This window comes from Candidatus Nitrotoga sp. M5 (genome assembly GCF_927904885.1).
Lineage (GTDB): Bacteria > Pseudomonadota > Gammaproteobacteria > Burkholderiales > Gallionellaceae > Nitrotoga.
On record NZ_CAKMNW010000015.1, the window covers coordinates 1 to 15,529 of the forward strand.

Sequence of the window (15,529 nt, forward strand, 5' to 3'; positions counted from 1 at the left end):
TTGCTTAAAATATGGCCTCGTTAAACAAATTTCTAATTTTTAAAAGGCGTATCTTGTATGTTAGTAAAAAATAAGCTTGTTCAGATCTGTAACCAATATTAAATATTCATATTCAATATGATATCCGTTACGAATGTGACAGAAGCATAATCTTTTACACCACCTGTACTCTGCGAATTACCTCGCGGCACCTATAAAAGTCACTTGCGACTCATCAGTCCCATAATAAGCGAGATGACAAACAGGATCAGGAAGATAAAGAAAAGTATCTTGGCAATCTCGGCAGCGCCAGCTGCGATACCTGTAAAGCCAAAGAGCGCAGCGACAATCGCGATGACTAAAAATACAACGGTATAGTGGAGCATGATGTCTTCCTTTCACTTAATGGTCGGTCAACCAGACAAGGAGTGCTTGAGGACCGACCGCTATTCTTAACTTACTTGGCTTACTTCACCCGCATATCATTCTTGACCGATTCCACGCCTTTGACGCTACGTGCAACCTCTGCTGCCTTATTAATATCAGCTTGAGAGTTAACAAAACCGCTCAGTTGTACTACACCCTTGAAGGTTTCGACGTTGATTTCGGCGGATTTCAGGGTAGGCTCTTTTAAAACTGCCGCTTTGACTTTTGTGGTCAGAATGGTGTCATCGATATATTCACCTGTCCCCTCCTGCTTTGACGTGGCTGCACAGCCAACCATAAAAGCCAGCAAGGCAGTCAGGATAAAAGTTGAAAAACGATTAAATTGTGTCATGGTGATACCCTCCAGGTTTAATTGATGAAGCTAAATTTCCTCTCGATGCTTGCACTAGAACAGAACCAAGAGGCTTGTTTTTGCAACTTTCGTTGCGTTACAAATCAGAAACTCATATTTTGTTGTTCGTTGAGCGATCGCCACAAGGCAAACTCAGAGCAGCGTGCTATATTTTGCCCATCAGCAACAGAATGATCAGAATCAGCAACACCAATCCAATACCACCGCTGGGACCGTAACCCCAATTTCTACTGTAGGGCCAGCTTGGGATTGCACCGATCAGAAATAGAACCAGTATGATTAGCAGAATTGTTCCTATTGACATTTGATGTCTCCCATAATAAATCGAAGCAGCGTAAAGCCTGAGAAAGCTATTGCAGCACGACAACAATGATGCTTTCGTCGGCATTTTTAAAAAATTTGTTTCAACCGATATTTCTTCGAAACACTTTTTTGTAAGTCTAGGTAACAATCACCATTAGCTTTGGCAGTCATCGCTAAGTCTACGGTTGGAAGTATCACCTACCACGATATAGTTCGTCTGTGCTCCACCGCACATAGTGCTTATTTTTCTGCTCGTGGTTTATTAGGGGGCTTCTCCTGGCAGGATTAAGTAATCTGTTGCGCTGTAAGTATTAAAAAATGTAGTTTTTTATGAGGTCAAGTTAATCATGTTGATTTTGACGGTTGCAGAAGCCAAGGGCCTTTCCAGGCCGGCAATGCATTGATGGAAGATTCTGATAATCACCACTGGCTAATTTATTTCAGGGTATACATTGATTGAGCCCACCCGGCAGATTACTCTATAGTCAGCTTTACTTTGAAGGGAGTTTCAAACATTAGGACAAATTGCTTCTGGTTTAATGTATGTGATCATATGCAAATATATTTATATAACTTATTGTTTGTATTGCATATCTAAGGATTGTTGCATCTGATCAATGGGTTGTTTTTTATAAGTGGGCGCCAATTCAGTGATTATTTAAAATCATAGCAAAGCGATAAGCTTAAAGTTATGTACAATACTGCACAGACCGTACATACGCTGGTTAGTAATCTGCACCTCGGCTGCTAGTGCCAGCTTCCAACCTGTCGTAGTACTACTCCCCAGCTTTCCTAAGTTGGAATTTAAAATCTGTGTGAACAGGTTGGAGCATCCCCGCCCCAAGGCAGCGGTCAATCAGGCGTTTTTTTTAATAATCTGGGAGAAATTAGTATGAAACATATTAAATCTTTTTTTACTATTTGCACTGTAATTCTAGTCATGTCAATTTCAGGTTGCGCATCTATGACTGGAGAACATGTGCCTGATAACGTAATTACATCGAGGGTTAAAACGGCAGTTTTTAGTGATCCTACGCTGAAAGCTACCGATATAAATATTGAAACCTATAAAGGTGTCGTGCAGTTAAGTGGCTTTGTAAATTCCCCATCTGTGATACACAGGGCAGAAGCAATCACTCGTACTGTTATGGGCGTTAAATCTGTCCAGAATGATATGCGACTCAAGTAAATATGACATGGGGGATTACTAACGTAATCTCCCAAATATAAGCTGTGCTGAGATGGGCATGGCGTATCACCGGTCGCAATCACATCATAAGTTATGTTCCTTTTCTGGAACTCGAAATACCACCCCCCAATGTTCCGTTCAAAAATACCTTAAGGTGCCTCTAAAATTCAATTTTCCAGGCAAGGCATGGTATGAATAAAAAATTTGAGTGCGGCATATTGTTGATATGTAAACGACAATTTTTGGTGACGCCGTATTGTGACGGAGCTGGGTAAGCAGGCAAACTTTAAAGCGGCTGCTCGCAAAATTGGATTTTTTAAAAAATGTCCTTAATTTGTGAACCCAGAAGATTATCAGCGTGTATGGTTCGATAGTCTTCATGGGTTATTCGTTCGTATTGTCACTTAGAGATGGTTTGGTTATCGGCGCTACATGCCAGATATGTTTCGCATATTCGCCAATAGTACGGTCACTAGAAAACTTGCCCATGCCGGCGACGTTAAGAATGGCGCGTTTTGTCCACTCTTTTTGATCGCGGTACATTTCACTTACCTTGTCCTGGCAGTCAACATAAGAAGCGTAATCAGCAAGGAGCATGTAGCGGTCTCCATGCTTGAGCAGTGCATCTACCAACTCTTGATAGCGTTGCGGCTCATCGGGACAGAAATATCCCGACGCAATCATATCAAGCGCGTTCTTCAATTCAACGTTGCTGTGGTAATAATGCTGCGGATCATATCCTTGATGGGCAAGCGCCTTGACTTCATCGGTAGTCATACCGAAAAGAAAGAAATTCTCCGCCCCCACTTCTGCGCGGATCTCAACATTTGCTCCATCCAGCGTGCCAATCGTGAGCGCACCGTTCAATGTCAGCTTCATATTGCCTGTGCCTGACGCCTCCGTTCCAGCAGTAGAAATCTGTTCAGAGAGATCGGCGGCAGGCACGATGCGTTCCGCATTCGACACATCATAATTGGGGAAAAACACCAGTTTAAGCTTGCCATCGACCTGTTGGTCGTTATTGACGACGTCAGCAATATCGTTGATGAGCCTGATGACACGCTTAGCCATGGCATAACCGGGCGCCGCTTTCCCAGCGATAATGACTGTGCGGGGAGCAATGTCTGGATGCGATCCCGAACGGATGCGGTTGTATAGCGTGATGACATGCAACACATTAAGCAACTGTCGTTTGTATTCATGGATGCGCTTGATCTGAATATCGAACAGCGATTTTGAATCGACCGTAATGCCGAGTTGTTTGTGAATCAATCCGGCAAGGCGTTCCTTGTTAACCTGTTTGACTTCACGAAATTGTTTGTGAAAAGTGGCATCATCGGCATGCTTGCGCAGCTTCTGCAACTGGCTTAGTTCGGTCAGCCAATTTTTTCCGATGTGCTCGGTGATCAGCTTTGCTAATTTAGGATTGGCCTGATTTAACCAGCGACGCTGCGTGATGCCGTTGGTCATATTGATAATTTTGCCCGGAGTGATGCGCTCGAAGTCAGCAAAGATGGTTCCTTTCATCAACTCAGTGTGCAATGCGGCAACACCGTTCACCGCATGGCTACCGACGATGGCAAGGTGCGCCATACGGATGCAACGTACGCCATTCTCGTCAATGACGGACAGACGGCGCAACAGTTCATTGTCTCCGGGGAATTGGTGTGCCACCTGCTGCATGAAACGATGATTGATCTCGTAGATAATCTGCAAATGGCGTGGCAACATACTCTCGAACATGGCCACTGGCCATGTCTCCAACGCTTCTGGCATCAGCGTGTGATTGGTGTAGGAAAAGATGCGCGTGGTCAACCCCCATGCCTCGTCCCACAACAGATGATGTACATCAACCAGCAGGCGCATCATTTCAGCAACGGCAATGGAAGGATGGGTGTCGTTCAGTTGTACCGCAATCTTGTCCGGCAACGCCTCCCATCCGTCATGATTTTTTTTGTAGCGATGCAGCATGTCCTGCAGAGACGCACTGACAAAGAAGTATTGCTGCCGCAGGCGCAGCTCACGCCCCATCTCGGTGGAATCGTCCGGATATAGTACCTTGGCTAAATTCTCCGATGCGTTCTTGTCTGCTACTGCTTGAATATAATTTCCCTGATTGAAGTAGCTCAGTTCAAAATCTCGCGAAGATTTTGCTGCCCATAGCCGCATGTTGTTCACCGTCTTGCCGCCATAACCCGGAACTGGTGTGTCGTAAGCCATTGCCATCACATCGTCAGCATCCACCCAGTGGTGCCGCAACACGCCATCTTCATGTGTGTATTCCACTACACGTCCGTAAAACTTCACCGGATACAACAACTCAGGTCGCGGAAATTCCCACGGATTCCCATAACGCAACCAGTTGTCTGGGTGCTCCACCTGCACGCCATTTTCGATACTTTGTCGGAACATGCCGTATTCATAACGAATGCCGTAGCCATAGCAGGGAAGGTCGAGAGTCGCCATGGAGTCTAGAAAACACGCTGCAAGCCGTCCGAGCCCACCGTTCCCCAATGCTGCATCAGCCTCTATCTCGACAACTGCCTCTAGCTCCTGCCCAAATTCATACAGTGCTGCTTTGCATTGTTCATCAATTCCCAGATTGAGCATGGCATTGCTCAAAGTGCGTCCCACGAGAAATTCCAGCGACAGGTAGTAGACACGCTTAACATCGTGCTCGTAGTAGCTTTGCATCGTCTTCATCCAGCGTTCGGCAAGGCGGTCGCGCACAGTATAAGCGGTGGTATGAAACCAGTCGCGCGTTGTCGCATTGATGTGATATTTACTGTTGGAATAGACCAGATGATTTGCAAGTGAAGTCTGAATAGCCTTTTTACTCATACCGGCACTTCGATGCTGCTGTTTGACTTTGTTGCTCATTACGACCTCCATAGTTTTATGAATGTATCGCGATACTCTTGAGTCCGCGCTGATTCTCTGCGCATGGAGAAATAGTGTGTAGACATCAAGATGTTAGCTGGCGAGGTAAAAGTGCAAAAGGTAAAGTCGAATGGTACTAAGTTAAGTAAATTTAGCATGCAGCAAATTAGCATGGAGCGTTTGCTACCATTGAATTAACCTGTAGGACTTGTAACGGCACTATTCTGTAATTCTGAAATCATTGATCAAGTTATTGGATTATTAATAAATTTACAGACCTCTTCTATTTCATTCATCAATTCGATATCCTTAGCTTAAATGAACTGGTCAAGCGACTTGACCTGCGATGTGCGATGTTTTGTGTCAAGGCGTAGAAGGCGGAATCATGACTTTCAATATAGTGTAGAAATATTTAAATATTGGCACTTATGGCAAGGTCACTCAGAATCAAGGACACCTTTAAAATTGTTCGGCGGGCTGTCTCATGTGACTTCGAGAGGCAACACAAAAGGTGCGATCTACCTTGATGAGGAAGATAGGCTGAGCTGGTTTGCGCTGATTAACGAAGTAAGCTCGCGCTTCAGCGCATAAAGCTTCGCACAAAATTACATGACTGCAAGCCCCGAACCTTATCCCTCCACTTTCTTTGCTCACCCCATCGTTGATGACTTTGTGGCGCCTGCATGTCACGATTTTGTGGAAATTTTGTATCAAGATGACGATATCTTGTTGATCAACAAACCCAGTGGCCTGCTCAGTTTATCGGGTGCAAATCCTCTAAATTGGGATTCGGTACACTACCGTTTGGTACACGGCCAAAAAAGCGTGAGTCCTGCATTCCCGGAGGCAAAATTACCGCATCGATTAGATTTTGGGACATCGGGCATTATGGTTGTGGGGCTGAATGCAGAGTCAGCGCAACATCTCAATAAACAGTTTCAAGCACGCACGATTCAAAAGCGATATGTAGCCCTGCTAGAAGGTTGGGTTGTCGACGATCAGGGGCGAATTACAGCGGCCATAGCTAAAGATACAAACCAATTTCCTCGGGTAAAAATTTGCCACACCACAGGCAAAGCGGCCATAACTGAATACACGGTGTTACAGCGTCTAGAGCAACCGCGTCGGAGCCTTGTGCAATTTACTCCTCATACGGGACGTACACACCAGTTACGGATTCACAGCCAGGCGATAGGTCATCCTATTCTTGGGTGTGGCCTGTATAAAAGCGATCATAGTGAACAGATGGCAGATCGTTTGCTACTACACGCAAGTGACTTATATTTTGAGCATCCTACTGGCGGTAAACAGTTCCATGGACAGTGTCCCTGTCCGTTTAATGGGCTGAATGGTGTATGCCTTCCTCAGGTTGGTTAGTATCATATTGGTGCAAAATGAGATAAGTGGGGAGCTGACGATCGTTAATTCGATATCCTTGCTTATATGTGCGGATTAAGCGATTTGAATCGTGACTTTCACTTTTTTGTTTCAAGGCATGACTACAATATTTTGCATTCGCAGATTGAGTGTGGCTCCGGGCCCTCCACACTATTGACTGGAGCAGACTAATGGGCGAATCCCATCGATAATTAGAAAAAAATGACGCAGGAATTCGATGGCGAAAATTACTAAATCCCTTGAGACGCTGATGCGACAAGCGCTAGATGGGGATAAATGCGCTTACTCTGACTTGCTACGGGAGACCGCACATTTTTTGCGACCTTTTCTGCAACAGAAACTGAGCTCTAGGAATGACGTAGATGATTTGCTGCAGGAGATCCTGTTATCCATCCACAAGGCTCGCCATACTTATAATGACTTGCGTCCCTATAAGCCATGGGCCTATGCGATTGCCAAATTCAGATTGTTAGACTATTTACGCACACGCTATGCTGATCACCTGCGTTTTGCCATAGAAATATCAGAAGTGGAGAATTCTTTATATGGATGTGTAACAGAGCCCCGTATTAGTTACGAGTCCATCAACGGAGAAATATTTAAGCTTTCAGAAAAACAAGCGCTTATATTACAAATGATGCACCAGGAGGGGTACACGACCAAGGAAGTGGCTGGGAAAATCGGCATGACTGAAACGGCAGTAAACGTTGCAGCACACCGTGCTTACAAGGCATTAAAGCGCCAGTTGGAGGAGTGATGGATAGTATTGAACAATTGATTAAAGCATTGACTGAAGATGAAACAAAGTTGCGACCTGCGCCTCATCCGTTCATGCAAAGCCTCAAATGGATTGTTGCGGCAGCAGCCTACCTAGCCATTTCACTAGTATTTTTTGGCCTGCGTCCAGACATCATGCAAGCCACAGAAAATAAGTGGTTTATTGTCGAGCTTGTGACGCTGTTTGGCATCTTTGTAGCTACATCAGTTAGTGCTTCGTTACTCGCGTTTCCCGATTTGCATCAGAAACGCATCACTGCCTTTGCACCTATTCCTGTGTTAGTTCTGTTCCTGGTCGTCATTTTTCTCGCGTGGAGCGCAGACAATCCTTCTGCACTGTTGCCTGAGCATACCTATGAATGTACCTATTGCATCATCATGGTTTCATTGCTGCCAGCTATATGGACATTTTATTCATTGCGCAAATTTGCAAGCATACACTACCGCCTGGCAGGAGGCCTTGCTCTGCTTTCAGCGTCCAGCATTGGTGCTTTATGGCTGCGGCTGTATGAAGCGAATGATTCCATCATTCATGTCGTCGAATGGCATTACCTACCTATGCTTGTTGTCGGATTCATCGGTTTATGGCTGGGAGACATTATTTTGAAATGGTAGTCATCGCATGTGACTTACACTAAGGGTGATGTCCTATTTCAATAAAATCATCTGTTGTTACGTGTTTGTCGTGATGGGTAACCACGCCGTGCATAAGTAATTTCAAATTTTTCTTTTGAGATGCATCTATTTTTTAATGTCTTATGTAACCTTTTTTCCAACGAATACGAATTGTAGTAAGCAAAGCAAATTAGATGCAGCAACCCAAGTTGGACTGCGAATATCAAATTACGCTTGGCAAAACGTTTAGAGATTGACGTCTCTATTTTCAATTCTTATGAAGAAGGAGTTTTACAATGCACATGAAAAAATCTCTGATTCTTGGGTGTATTCTTTGCGCCACCGCCCTCAATATTGCCAATAGCTGGGCGAGCGAAGAGAAGGAAAAGAACAAGAATCATTACAAGTTGACATACAAAATATCTATTACAAACCTCACTCCTGGCCAACCAGTTACTCCCCTTATGGCCGCCACCCATCGACCGGGGATGTCGTTTTTTAACGCGGGCGATGCTCCAACCCCAGAATTGGCTATCTTAGCTGAGACCGGTAACGGCAATCCTATGGCGACACGGCTGAATAATACGCAGGGTTATGGCGATGTACAAGTCGGTGCAAGTGGAACTGCACCTGGCGAAACCACAATGATGACAATAACTGCGAACTCTGACAGAAATCACGTGAGCTTTGGCGCAATGCTTGGCAATACCAATGATGCATTCATTGCCCTGAGAGATGTTAAGTTGCCCAAAGGTAAGCGAGTCGTTACTTATTATGCAGATACTTATGATGCCGGCTCTGAAACTAACGATGAATCTTGCGGCACTGTAGTGGGCCCAGCTTGTGGCGGCGAGGGTTTTTCGCCGAATGACGTCGGCGAAGGTTTCATGCATATTCACAACGGTATTCACGGGATAGGCGATCTTGATCCTGCAATTTATGACTGGCGTAATCCGGCCGCCCAGATTGTTATTCAGCGCATGAATTGATTTAGTCTATTTGCTCGCGGTAGCAAAAGCCAGAGTGAATCGGCGCAACCAGCATCGATTCACCTTTTCAGTTCTTTCCTAAATCCTGAAAAAACTAGGCTGCATATTTTATAGTTGTAAACTCCCATAATTGATTTTGATATCCTCATGCACTTTCATAAGAAAATTTAGACGAGGATTAATATAAACCCATGATGAAAATATAAAAGCAACAAGAACGAGAGTGCGTGGGATCAGGTTCTGGCATGCCAACATTTCGTTGAAATGTCAGATATCACTTTCCGTGTAATAACTTTAATTGTCCTATTGACGACGCAACCAAATAATCTATGTATTGCTCTTTGCTTCAAGGAGGAATTCAATACAGCTTGTCAAACTTAAAAGATCGTAGCGAAAAGTGAGCTGAGCGAGAGTGATTTTGCGAACTTTCAACTGGCGGCGAAATGTCTGCTTACCCCATTTGAAGATTATTGCAAAATAATAGTTGTTCTATTGCCAAAACAAAACGACAAAATATACACCGCTCAGCTGCAATTTGCAGCCGATTGCCTATAAGTCCGACAGGCTGCTAGGGGTTTAGGCGGTGGGTCGTTAAGTAGTGTTGGCTAAAATCCTAATGGCAAGAACACTGCTGTAGAGATCGCCTGCACGATGCGTGTAATGCCGCGCTGCAATTTTTCTGATAACGTAATTGCCAATATGTCCAGGCTGCCGATAATTTTCCCGAATTCACGCTCAAAGCTAAGATTACGTTCGTGCTCATTCAGTTCATTGGTTAACAAATAAAGCTGTCCTTTGTCATCGCGCTTATTGGAGAGTTGCCACACAACGATTTCGACGTTACGTGCGGCATTAAAGATATTTTGCGGATCAATGATGTCGTTAAAGTAAAATTCAGTATCTCCACCGTGTGCTTTGATCAGCATCGTTTGCAGGCCTACGATCAACGACATTACTCGATCACCTTCATAATCAGGTTGGAACGCCTGTTGAATGGCATCGGAGCTTTGTGCTTCGCTAATTTCCTTGAAACGCCAGCCATGCTGGTTTTGGAATACTGATTTCACAAACTCTTCCGCGCTAGCCGTGGAGTTTTTTCTGAGTTCGCGGGGATTACGTTTATACAGTTTTATCATTAACGTACGCAGGATTTCGGTGTTTTCACGCATTTCTACATCAGCCAATCGATCAATATCTGACTTGCCAAGCTGGCTGAGAAAATTACGATCATTATTTTGAGGAATGTTCTTGCTATTGTTGACAGGTTCTGTAGTAGAGCAGGCAGCCAGTAAGATAGCTGCTGAACTGAAGACAAGGCAACGGAAGCTATTTAGTAACGTTAGGATCATGCGGTTCCACAATTATCGTTATTGTAAGATCGTTAGAGAGTTGAGCTGCGTTAGCATAGTAGCCTCTTGAACGGTCAAGCAAAAGCAGTATAAATGAATCCATGCATACATATTTGCAAGTAGTAATATTGAACTCATGGAATAAAATTCATCCTGCATAACGTGGTGTGTCGAGGCACTGCCTTAAGACTTCGTGCCGCTTGTTGTTCACGCTGCTATGGAGACAGACGCCAGATTCCAGTCTTCCCGGTAAGTTCATGCCCGTCGGTGTCAAATGATCGGGGAACAGTTTATCGATGGCCCTCGTCCCGGGATGAATTGTCTGACAATTCTGGATGTGCTGCCGTTTTTGTGCCATGATTCATTGCAGTCTCCTGAATTGTTTTAGACTCGCGCATGACGACCATGATTTATGGTGCCTCTAAAATTCAAGTTGCTAGGCAAGACACAAGTATAATATTTGAGCGTGACATATGGTTGATATGTAAGTGATAAATTGTTCGAGTAACGCTGTATCCATGATGGGCAGCAATGTTATGCATGTATTTGGTACATTTTTTAAAAACTGACGAACCAGGAATTCTGGTTTTTTTTGGATTAAATAAAATGATAATGTTACATAGCAAAGATTACATAGCACCTAAATGTGGCGTATTTACACAGGTCGCTAGTGATATATTTTCGACTCCTTTTTGGACGCCTGAATTTTGTGCGGGTCTTATTAAAGAGTTAAATTCAAGACCAGAGTTATTCTATGCGCACAATCCAGATGGGTATTCCGCTTCTGAACTTAACCTTCATAATTTAAGCAGGGTGTTTTCAATAGATATTTGCAAACAAATTATGGACAAATGCCTCCCTTCTCTGCTTTATGTATATCCATTGTTGAATATTCTAGGATTTACTTCTCCTTATTTTGTACGTTATGGAGAAAACGACGTGAAAAATATGAAGTTACATCATGATGTTTCTCTTGTTTCTATGCTTGTGAAGCTTAATGATGACTATACTGGGGGTGAACTTGTTTTTCCTCGGCAAGAATACAACAACAAAGACCTTCCTGTTGGACATGCAATTTTTTGGCCGGGGCAGGTTACGCATCCTCATCAAGCTCTTGATGTCACCTCAGGGACTAAATTTGCATTAACTGTTTGGTCGTGGCCTGTTCCATGGTCTGGAGAACATGGAATTTCAATTGAGTCTTTAAAATAACGTGTATTCAATTACGAAGTGCAACACTTAATGGTGGTTTGGTATAGTGCATCGGTATTCCAGAAAGCGCTTCAATGTGTTCTAAATTCCAGCACGTTCACGGTCTGTGGCAGTACAACCCATGCACGTCGTACTGCTTCCCCGATCACATTAGAGAACTACTTCATCGTCAAAGGAAAGTGTTTGATGTAGGTTGTCAATAATGGAAGCTGATGATTCTCGTTCTGCCAGTTTTTTTCGTAGAGCTGGTGTTTAAACTTAACGGAAGGGAGATAACTCAGCTGAACCTGCTAGTGCTGTCGCCTGTAAAATATTCCATTAAACACATCATAAGCATCCACGCATAGTTGCGAGCTCCGTTTGGTTTTACGGATAGAATGATTATTTACATAAATTAATTAACGAACATAAAAGAATCTGCTCAACATGACATTACAAGAATCAATAGGCGTGATCAAACGTGGTTGCGACGAGTTGCTGTTGGAAACCGAATTAAATCACAAATTGGTACTGGGTCGTCCTTTGCGCATCAAGGCTGGATTTGATCCGACCGCACCAGATTTGCACCTTGGGCATACAGTATTGCTCAATAAAATGAGGCAGTTGCAGGATCTTGGTCACCATGCGCTATTTTTGATTGGTGACTTTACCGGCATGATAGGCGATCCGACTGGAAAAAACACGACTCGCCCACCGTTGTCACGTGAACAGGTGTTAGAAAATGCGGAAAGTTACCGAGAGCAAGTATTCAAGGTGTTGGACCCGGATAAAACCGAAATTGTTTTTAATGCTGCTTGGATGGACAAATTTAGCGCAGCTGATTTAATTAAGCTAGCAGCTACCCATACTGTTGCGCGTATGCTGGAGCGCGATGATTTCGGCAAACGCTACAAAAGTAACCAGGCAATCGCCATTCATGAATTTATTTATCCCCTGGTACAGGGTTACGATTCGGTGGCGCTCAATGCCGACATGGAATTAGGGGGGTCTGACCAGAAATTCAACCTGCTCATGGGACGCGAGCTACAAAAACATTATGGCCAGTCGCCGCAGTGTGTGCTTACCATGCCATTATTGTTGGGGTTGGATGGGGTAAATAAGATGTCCAAGTCCCTTGGTAACTATATAGGCATCACTGAATCGCCGCAGGAAATGTTTGGCAAGTTAATGTCTGTTTCAGATAAGTTGATGTGGAGTTATCTGGAGTTGCTGTCATTTGAGTCGATGAGTACCATTGCTAAATGGCGCGCAGAGGTAGAGCAAGGAAGTAATCCGCGCGATATTAAAGTATTACTGGCTCAAGAAATAGTCACGCGCTTCCATAATCGAGCCGCAGCTGAAGAGGCGCTAGCTGAATTCGAGGCTCGTTTCAGGCGAGGTGTGCTGCCGGAAGATATGCCGGAAGTAACCGTTTCCGCTAGTGCAGGAAATATTGGTATTGCTCAATTACTCAAGCAAGCCGGGTTGGTGGAAAGCACATCGGAAGCCTTACGTATGATTACTCAGGGAGCCGTAAAGCTTGATGGTGAACGGGTGGTCGACAAAGCTTTGCAACTACAAACAGGTGCTGTGGTGGTGGTTCAGGTAGGCAAGCGCAAATTTGGGCGAGTGACGGTGAGTTAGCGACTTATCGGATTGAATTAGTTGTTTTAAACCTTAGTATTAGTTCGGCTCGGCCTGCCTGCGTTCAATGCTGATGCCCACCATGCGGCTATCGCGTATAGCATTTAGTTTGGCGACGCTGACTTTAACCCATGGCACGTTGAAGTCAGTAAGCAGAATCTGGGCAATGCGTTCGGCCAGTGCTTCCAACAGATTGAAGTGGTGGTTGCTTAGCGCGCTTTGGATGTGGCGTACGATTTCGGAGTAATCAAGTGCATCGTGTATATCGTCACTCTGACAGGCGCGAGTATTCGGTAGCGCAATTTCCATATCCAGTTGCAGAGTTTGCGGAACGCGTTTTTCCCACTCGTATACACCGATGAGCGTTTCGACTTTAAGTTCGCGTAGAAAAATAATATCCATGAAAAAGCTATTTGAGTTTGATTGGCTTGGCGTTTGCTTGCTTAAATAAACTTAAAGAAAAGTTTACCACTAGCGCATTTTAAGGTATTTCAAATGATGAACTTGATTTTTGTTGTGTGCGCTTATTTGTTAGGTTCGATTTCTTTCTCGGTGATAATGAGCCGAGTGTTTGCATTGCCTGATCCACGCACTTACGGTTCGCATAACCCGGGCGCGACCAATGTGTTGCGTAGTGGCAATAAATGGGCTGCAATATTAACATTGTTGGGTGATGCAGCGAAGGGTTGGCTAGCAGTGTGGGTGGCACAACACTTTGAGCCACAGGAGGGAAACTCGTTGCTGGTTGCAGCAGTGGCGCTTGCAGTATTTATTGGCCACCTTTTCCCTGTTTTCCTGCGCTTCAAAGGCGGTAAGGGTGTAGCTACCGCCTTTGGCGTGCTGCTGGCGCTTAATGTGTGGCTGGGATTGGCAGTGTCTGCGACTTGGATATTGGTTGCATTGGGATTCCGTCTGTCATCACTGGCGGCATTGTTAGCAGCCGTGGGTGCGCCGATCTATGCAATTACATTGGATTTGCCGTCCGAATATGTGCTGACGTTGGTGGGAATTTCATTATTGTTGATCTGGCGCCATAAGAGCAATATTAAAAATTTGTTAGCGGGCAAGGAAAGACGCATTGTTAAAAAAGGCGGTAATCATTCAGAATAGTTGAGCTGTTGCAAATCCCAGCGCGGCTTGACGTTAAAACGGTAATCTCTTTTCGCCTCTTGTTCTTGCAGGCGAAGCGCGGCGGCAAAGGCGATCATGGCACCATTGTCGGTGCAAAATTCAAGTTCAGGATAGTACACGCGAAAGCCACTTTTGCTGGCCGCTTCTTTGATTCGTGCGCGAAGCAGTCGGTTTGCGCTTACTCCTCCGGCGATCACTAGTTGATTAAGTCCCGTTTGCTTTAACGCAGCGACGGATTTGGTTGCCAGCACGTCCACGATTGCTTCTTGTGCTGCATAGGCGATGTCAGCACGGGTTTGTTCATCCAGCGTGTGTTTACGAGTCAGGGTTAACACAGCAGTTTTCAGCCCGCTGAAGCTGAAATCAAGATTGCCGCTATGTTGCATGGGGCGCGGCAAATGGAAATGGCCGGGCCGACCTTGATTAGCCAGCTTAGCCAGTTCGGGGCCGCCTGGATAACTAAGGCCAATAAGCTTGGCACTCTTATCGAAAGCTTCACCAGCGGCATCATCCAATGTTTCTCCTAACAAAGTATATTTGCCCACACCATCCACGCGCATCAGTTGAGTATGGCCGCCGGAAACTAATAGCGCGATGAAAGGAAACTTCAATTCGGCGTCGGACAACAGCGGAGATAGCAAATGTCCTTCCAGGTGGTGGATGCCAATGGCGGGAATATTTAGAGAATATGCCAGCGAACAAGCGGTACTTGCGCCTACTAATAATGCTCCGGACAAACCAGGACCTTGGGTATAAGCGATAGCATTCACATCTTGCAGACGGCATTTGGCTTCAGTGGCTACCAAGCGTATCAAAGGGAGCATGCGATGGATGTGATCGCGTGACGCCAGTTCCGGCACTACGCCGCCATATTCATTGTGCATGGCCACTTGAGTATGCAGTGCATGAGCCAGCAATCCACGCTCAACGTGATACATGGCGACACCGGTTTCATCGCAAGAGCTTTCAATACCCAAGATCAGTTTCATATTGGCAGGTCATTTAATAATGAGAGACATATTGTAGCGTTTTGCAAGTATGAAAACTCCATGTACAGATTAAGTGCAGTGCTATTGAGTTATTTTAACTTGTGAGTTCTTCGCTTGCCGTTCTCGTTCTCTACTCCACGGCGTGAATGACGAAGTGGAACATCCTGCTATTTGCGATAATTCCGTAATCGCAAGCGCTAGTATTGCGTCCGACAAAGCAGTTACCTATTAAGCCACCCCGAAATCAAATTTGTTCAAGCATAATCTATGTCACTGATAGAAAGCCTGCCCGGCTC

General features: G+C 44.8%; 15 protein-coding genes. 8 read left to right on the top strand and 7 right to left on the bottom strand.

Annotation, left to right across the window (positions count from 1 at the left end):
• Nucleotides 1-200: 200 nt before the first annotated feature.
• From MJ770_RS04890 to MJ770_RS04900, 3 genes are all read right to left on the bottom strand, one after another.
• Nucleotides 201-365: a DUF1328 family protein gene (locus MJ770_RS04890; protein WP_239250484.1), complete on the bottom strand. Its 165-nt coding sequence runs from the start codon at nt 363-365 to the stop codon at nt 201-203.
• Nucleotides 366-445: 80 nt separating this feature from the next.
• Nucleotides 446-757: a BON domain-containing protein gene (locus MJ770_RS04895; RefSeq protein WP_239250485.1), complete on the bottom strand. Its 312-nt coding sequence runs from the start codon at nt 755-757 to the stop codon at nt 446-448.
• A gap of 166 nt (nt 758-923) precedes the next feature.
• Nucleotides 924-1,082, bottom strand: a complete 159-nt coding sequence (locus tag MJ770_RS04900; protein WP_239250486.1) for a DUF3309 family protein — start codon at nt 1,080-1,082, stop codon at nt 924-926.
• Nucleotides 1,083-1,973: 891 nt separating this feature from the next.
• Between MJ770_RS04900 and MJ770_RS04905 the strand changes: the two genes are divergently transcribed.
• Complete coding sequence (locus MJ770_RS04905; protein ID WP_239250487.1) at nt 1,974-2,270, top strand: BON domain-containing protein; 297 nt, start codon at nt 1,974-1,976, stop codon at nt 2,268-2,270.
• A gap of 384 nt (nt 2,271-2,654) precedes the next feature.
• On the opposite strand, the gene MJ770_RS04910 is transcribed toward MJ770_RS04905, so the two are convergent.
• Complete coding sequence (locus MJ770_RS04910) at nt 2,655-5,150, bottom strand: glycogen/starch/alpha-glucan phosphorylase (RefSeq protein ID WP_445083126.1); 2,496 nt, start codon at nt 5,148-5,150, stop codon at nt 2,655-2,657.
• A gap of 609 nt (nt 5,151-5,759) precedes the next feature.
• On the opposite strand from MJ770_RS04910, the gene MJ770_RS04915 reads away from it, so the two are divergent.
• The 4 genes from MJ770_RS04915 (at nt 5,760) to MJ770_RS04930 (ending at nt 8,929) form a co-directional block, all read left to right on the top strand.
• A complete protein-coding gene (locus tag MJ770_RS04915; RefSeq protein WP_239250488.1) occupies nt 5,760-6,527 on the top strand; it encodes an RluA family pseudouridine synthase in 768 nt (255 codons plus the stop codon).
• Between the two features lie 238 nt (nt 6,528-6,765).
• Nucleotides 6,766-7,305, top strand: a complete 540-nt coding sequence (locus tag MJ770_RS04920) for a sigma-70 family RNA polymerase sigma factor (protein WP_239250489.1) — start codon at nt 6,766-6,768, stop codon at nt 7,303-7,305.
• On the top strand, nt 7,305-7,940 hold the full coding sequence (locus MJ770_RS04925; RefSeq protein WP_239250490.1) for a DUF1109 domain-containing protein: 636 nt from the start codon (nt 7,305-7,307) through the stop codon (nt 7,938-7,940). The genes MJ770_RS04920 and MJ770_RS04925 overlap by 1 nt, the downstream gene beginning before the upstream one ends.
• Nucleotides 7,941-8,242: 302 nt before the next feature.
• The gene (locus tag MJ770_RS04930) at nt 8,243-8,929 is read left to right on the top strand and encodes a spondin domain-containing protein (protein ID WP_239250491.1); all 687 of its coding nucleotides are present in this window, start codon (nt 8,243-8,245) and stop codon (nt 8,927-8,929) included.
• Nucleotides 8,930-9,534: 605 nt separating this feature from the next.
• Here the strand turns inward: MJ770_RS04930 and MJ770_RS04935 are convergent.
• Nucleotides 9,535-10,278 carry a hypothetical protein gene (locus tag MJ770_RS04935; RefSeq protein WP_239250492.1) on the bottom strand — a complete coding sequence of 248 codons (744 nt, stop codon included), beginning with the start codon at nt 10,276-10,278 and terminating at the stop codon, nt 9,535-9,537.
• Nucleotides 10,279-10,818: 540 nt separating this feature from the next.
• Between MJ770_RS04935 and MJ770_RS04940 the strand changes: the two genes are divergently transcribed.
• Nucleotides 10,819-11,490 carry a 2OG-Fe(II) oxygenase gene (locus MJ770_RS04940; protein WP_239250493.1) on the top strand — a complete coding sequence of 224 codons (672 nt, stop codon included), beginning with the start codon at nt 10,819-10,821 and terminating at the stop codon, nt 11,488-11,490.
• Between the two features lie 426 nt (nt 11,491-11,916).
• Nucleotides 11,917-13,113 carry a tyrosine--tRNA ligase gene (gene tyrS / locus MJ770_RS04945; RefSeq protein ID WP_239250494.1) on the top strand — a complete coding sequence of 399 codons (1,197 nt, stop codon included), beginning with the start codon at nt 11,917-11,919 and terminating at the stop codon, nt 13,111-13,113.
• A 39-nt stretch (nt 13,114-13,152) separates the two neighbouring features.
• Here tyrS and folB read toward each other — a convergent pair whose 3' ends face one another.
• Nucleotides 13,153-13,515, bottom strand: a complete 363-nt coding sequence (gene folB, locus MJ770_RS04950) for a dihydroneopterin aldolase (protein WP_239250495.1) — start codon at nt 13,513-13,515, stop codon at nt 13,153-13,155.
• A gap of 93 nt (nt 13,516-13,608) precedes the next feature.
• Here folB and plsY point away from each other — a divergent pair, with 93 nt between their 5' ends.
• Entirely contained in the window at nt 13,609-14,223 is a 615-nt protein-coding gene (gene plsY / locus MJ770_RS04955; RefSeq protein ID WP_239250496.1) for a glycerol-3-phosphate 1-O-acyltransferase PlsY, read from the top strand.
• Here the strand turns inward: plsY and tsaD are convergent.
• Entirely contained in the window at nt 14,211-15,233 is a 1,023-nt protein-coding gene (gene tsaD / locus MJ770_RS04960) for a tRNA (adenosine(37)-N6)-threonylcarbamoyltransferase complex transferase subunit TsaD (RefSeq protein ID WP_239250497.1), read from the bottom strand. The genes plsY and tsaD overlap by 13 nt on opposite strands.
• Between the last annotated feature and the right edge of the window lie 296 nt (nt 15,234-15,529).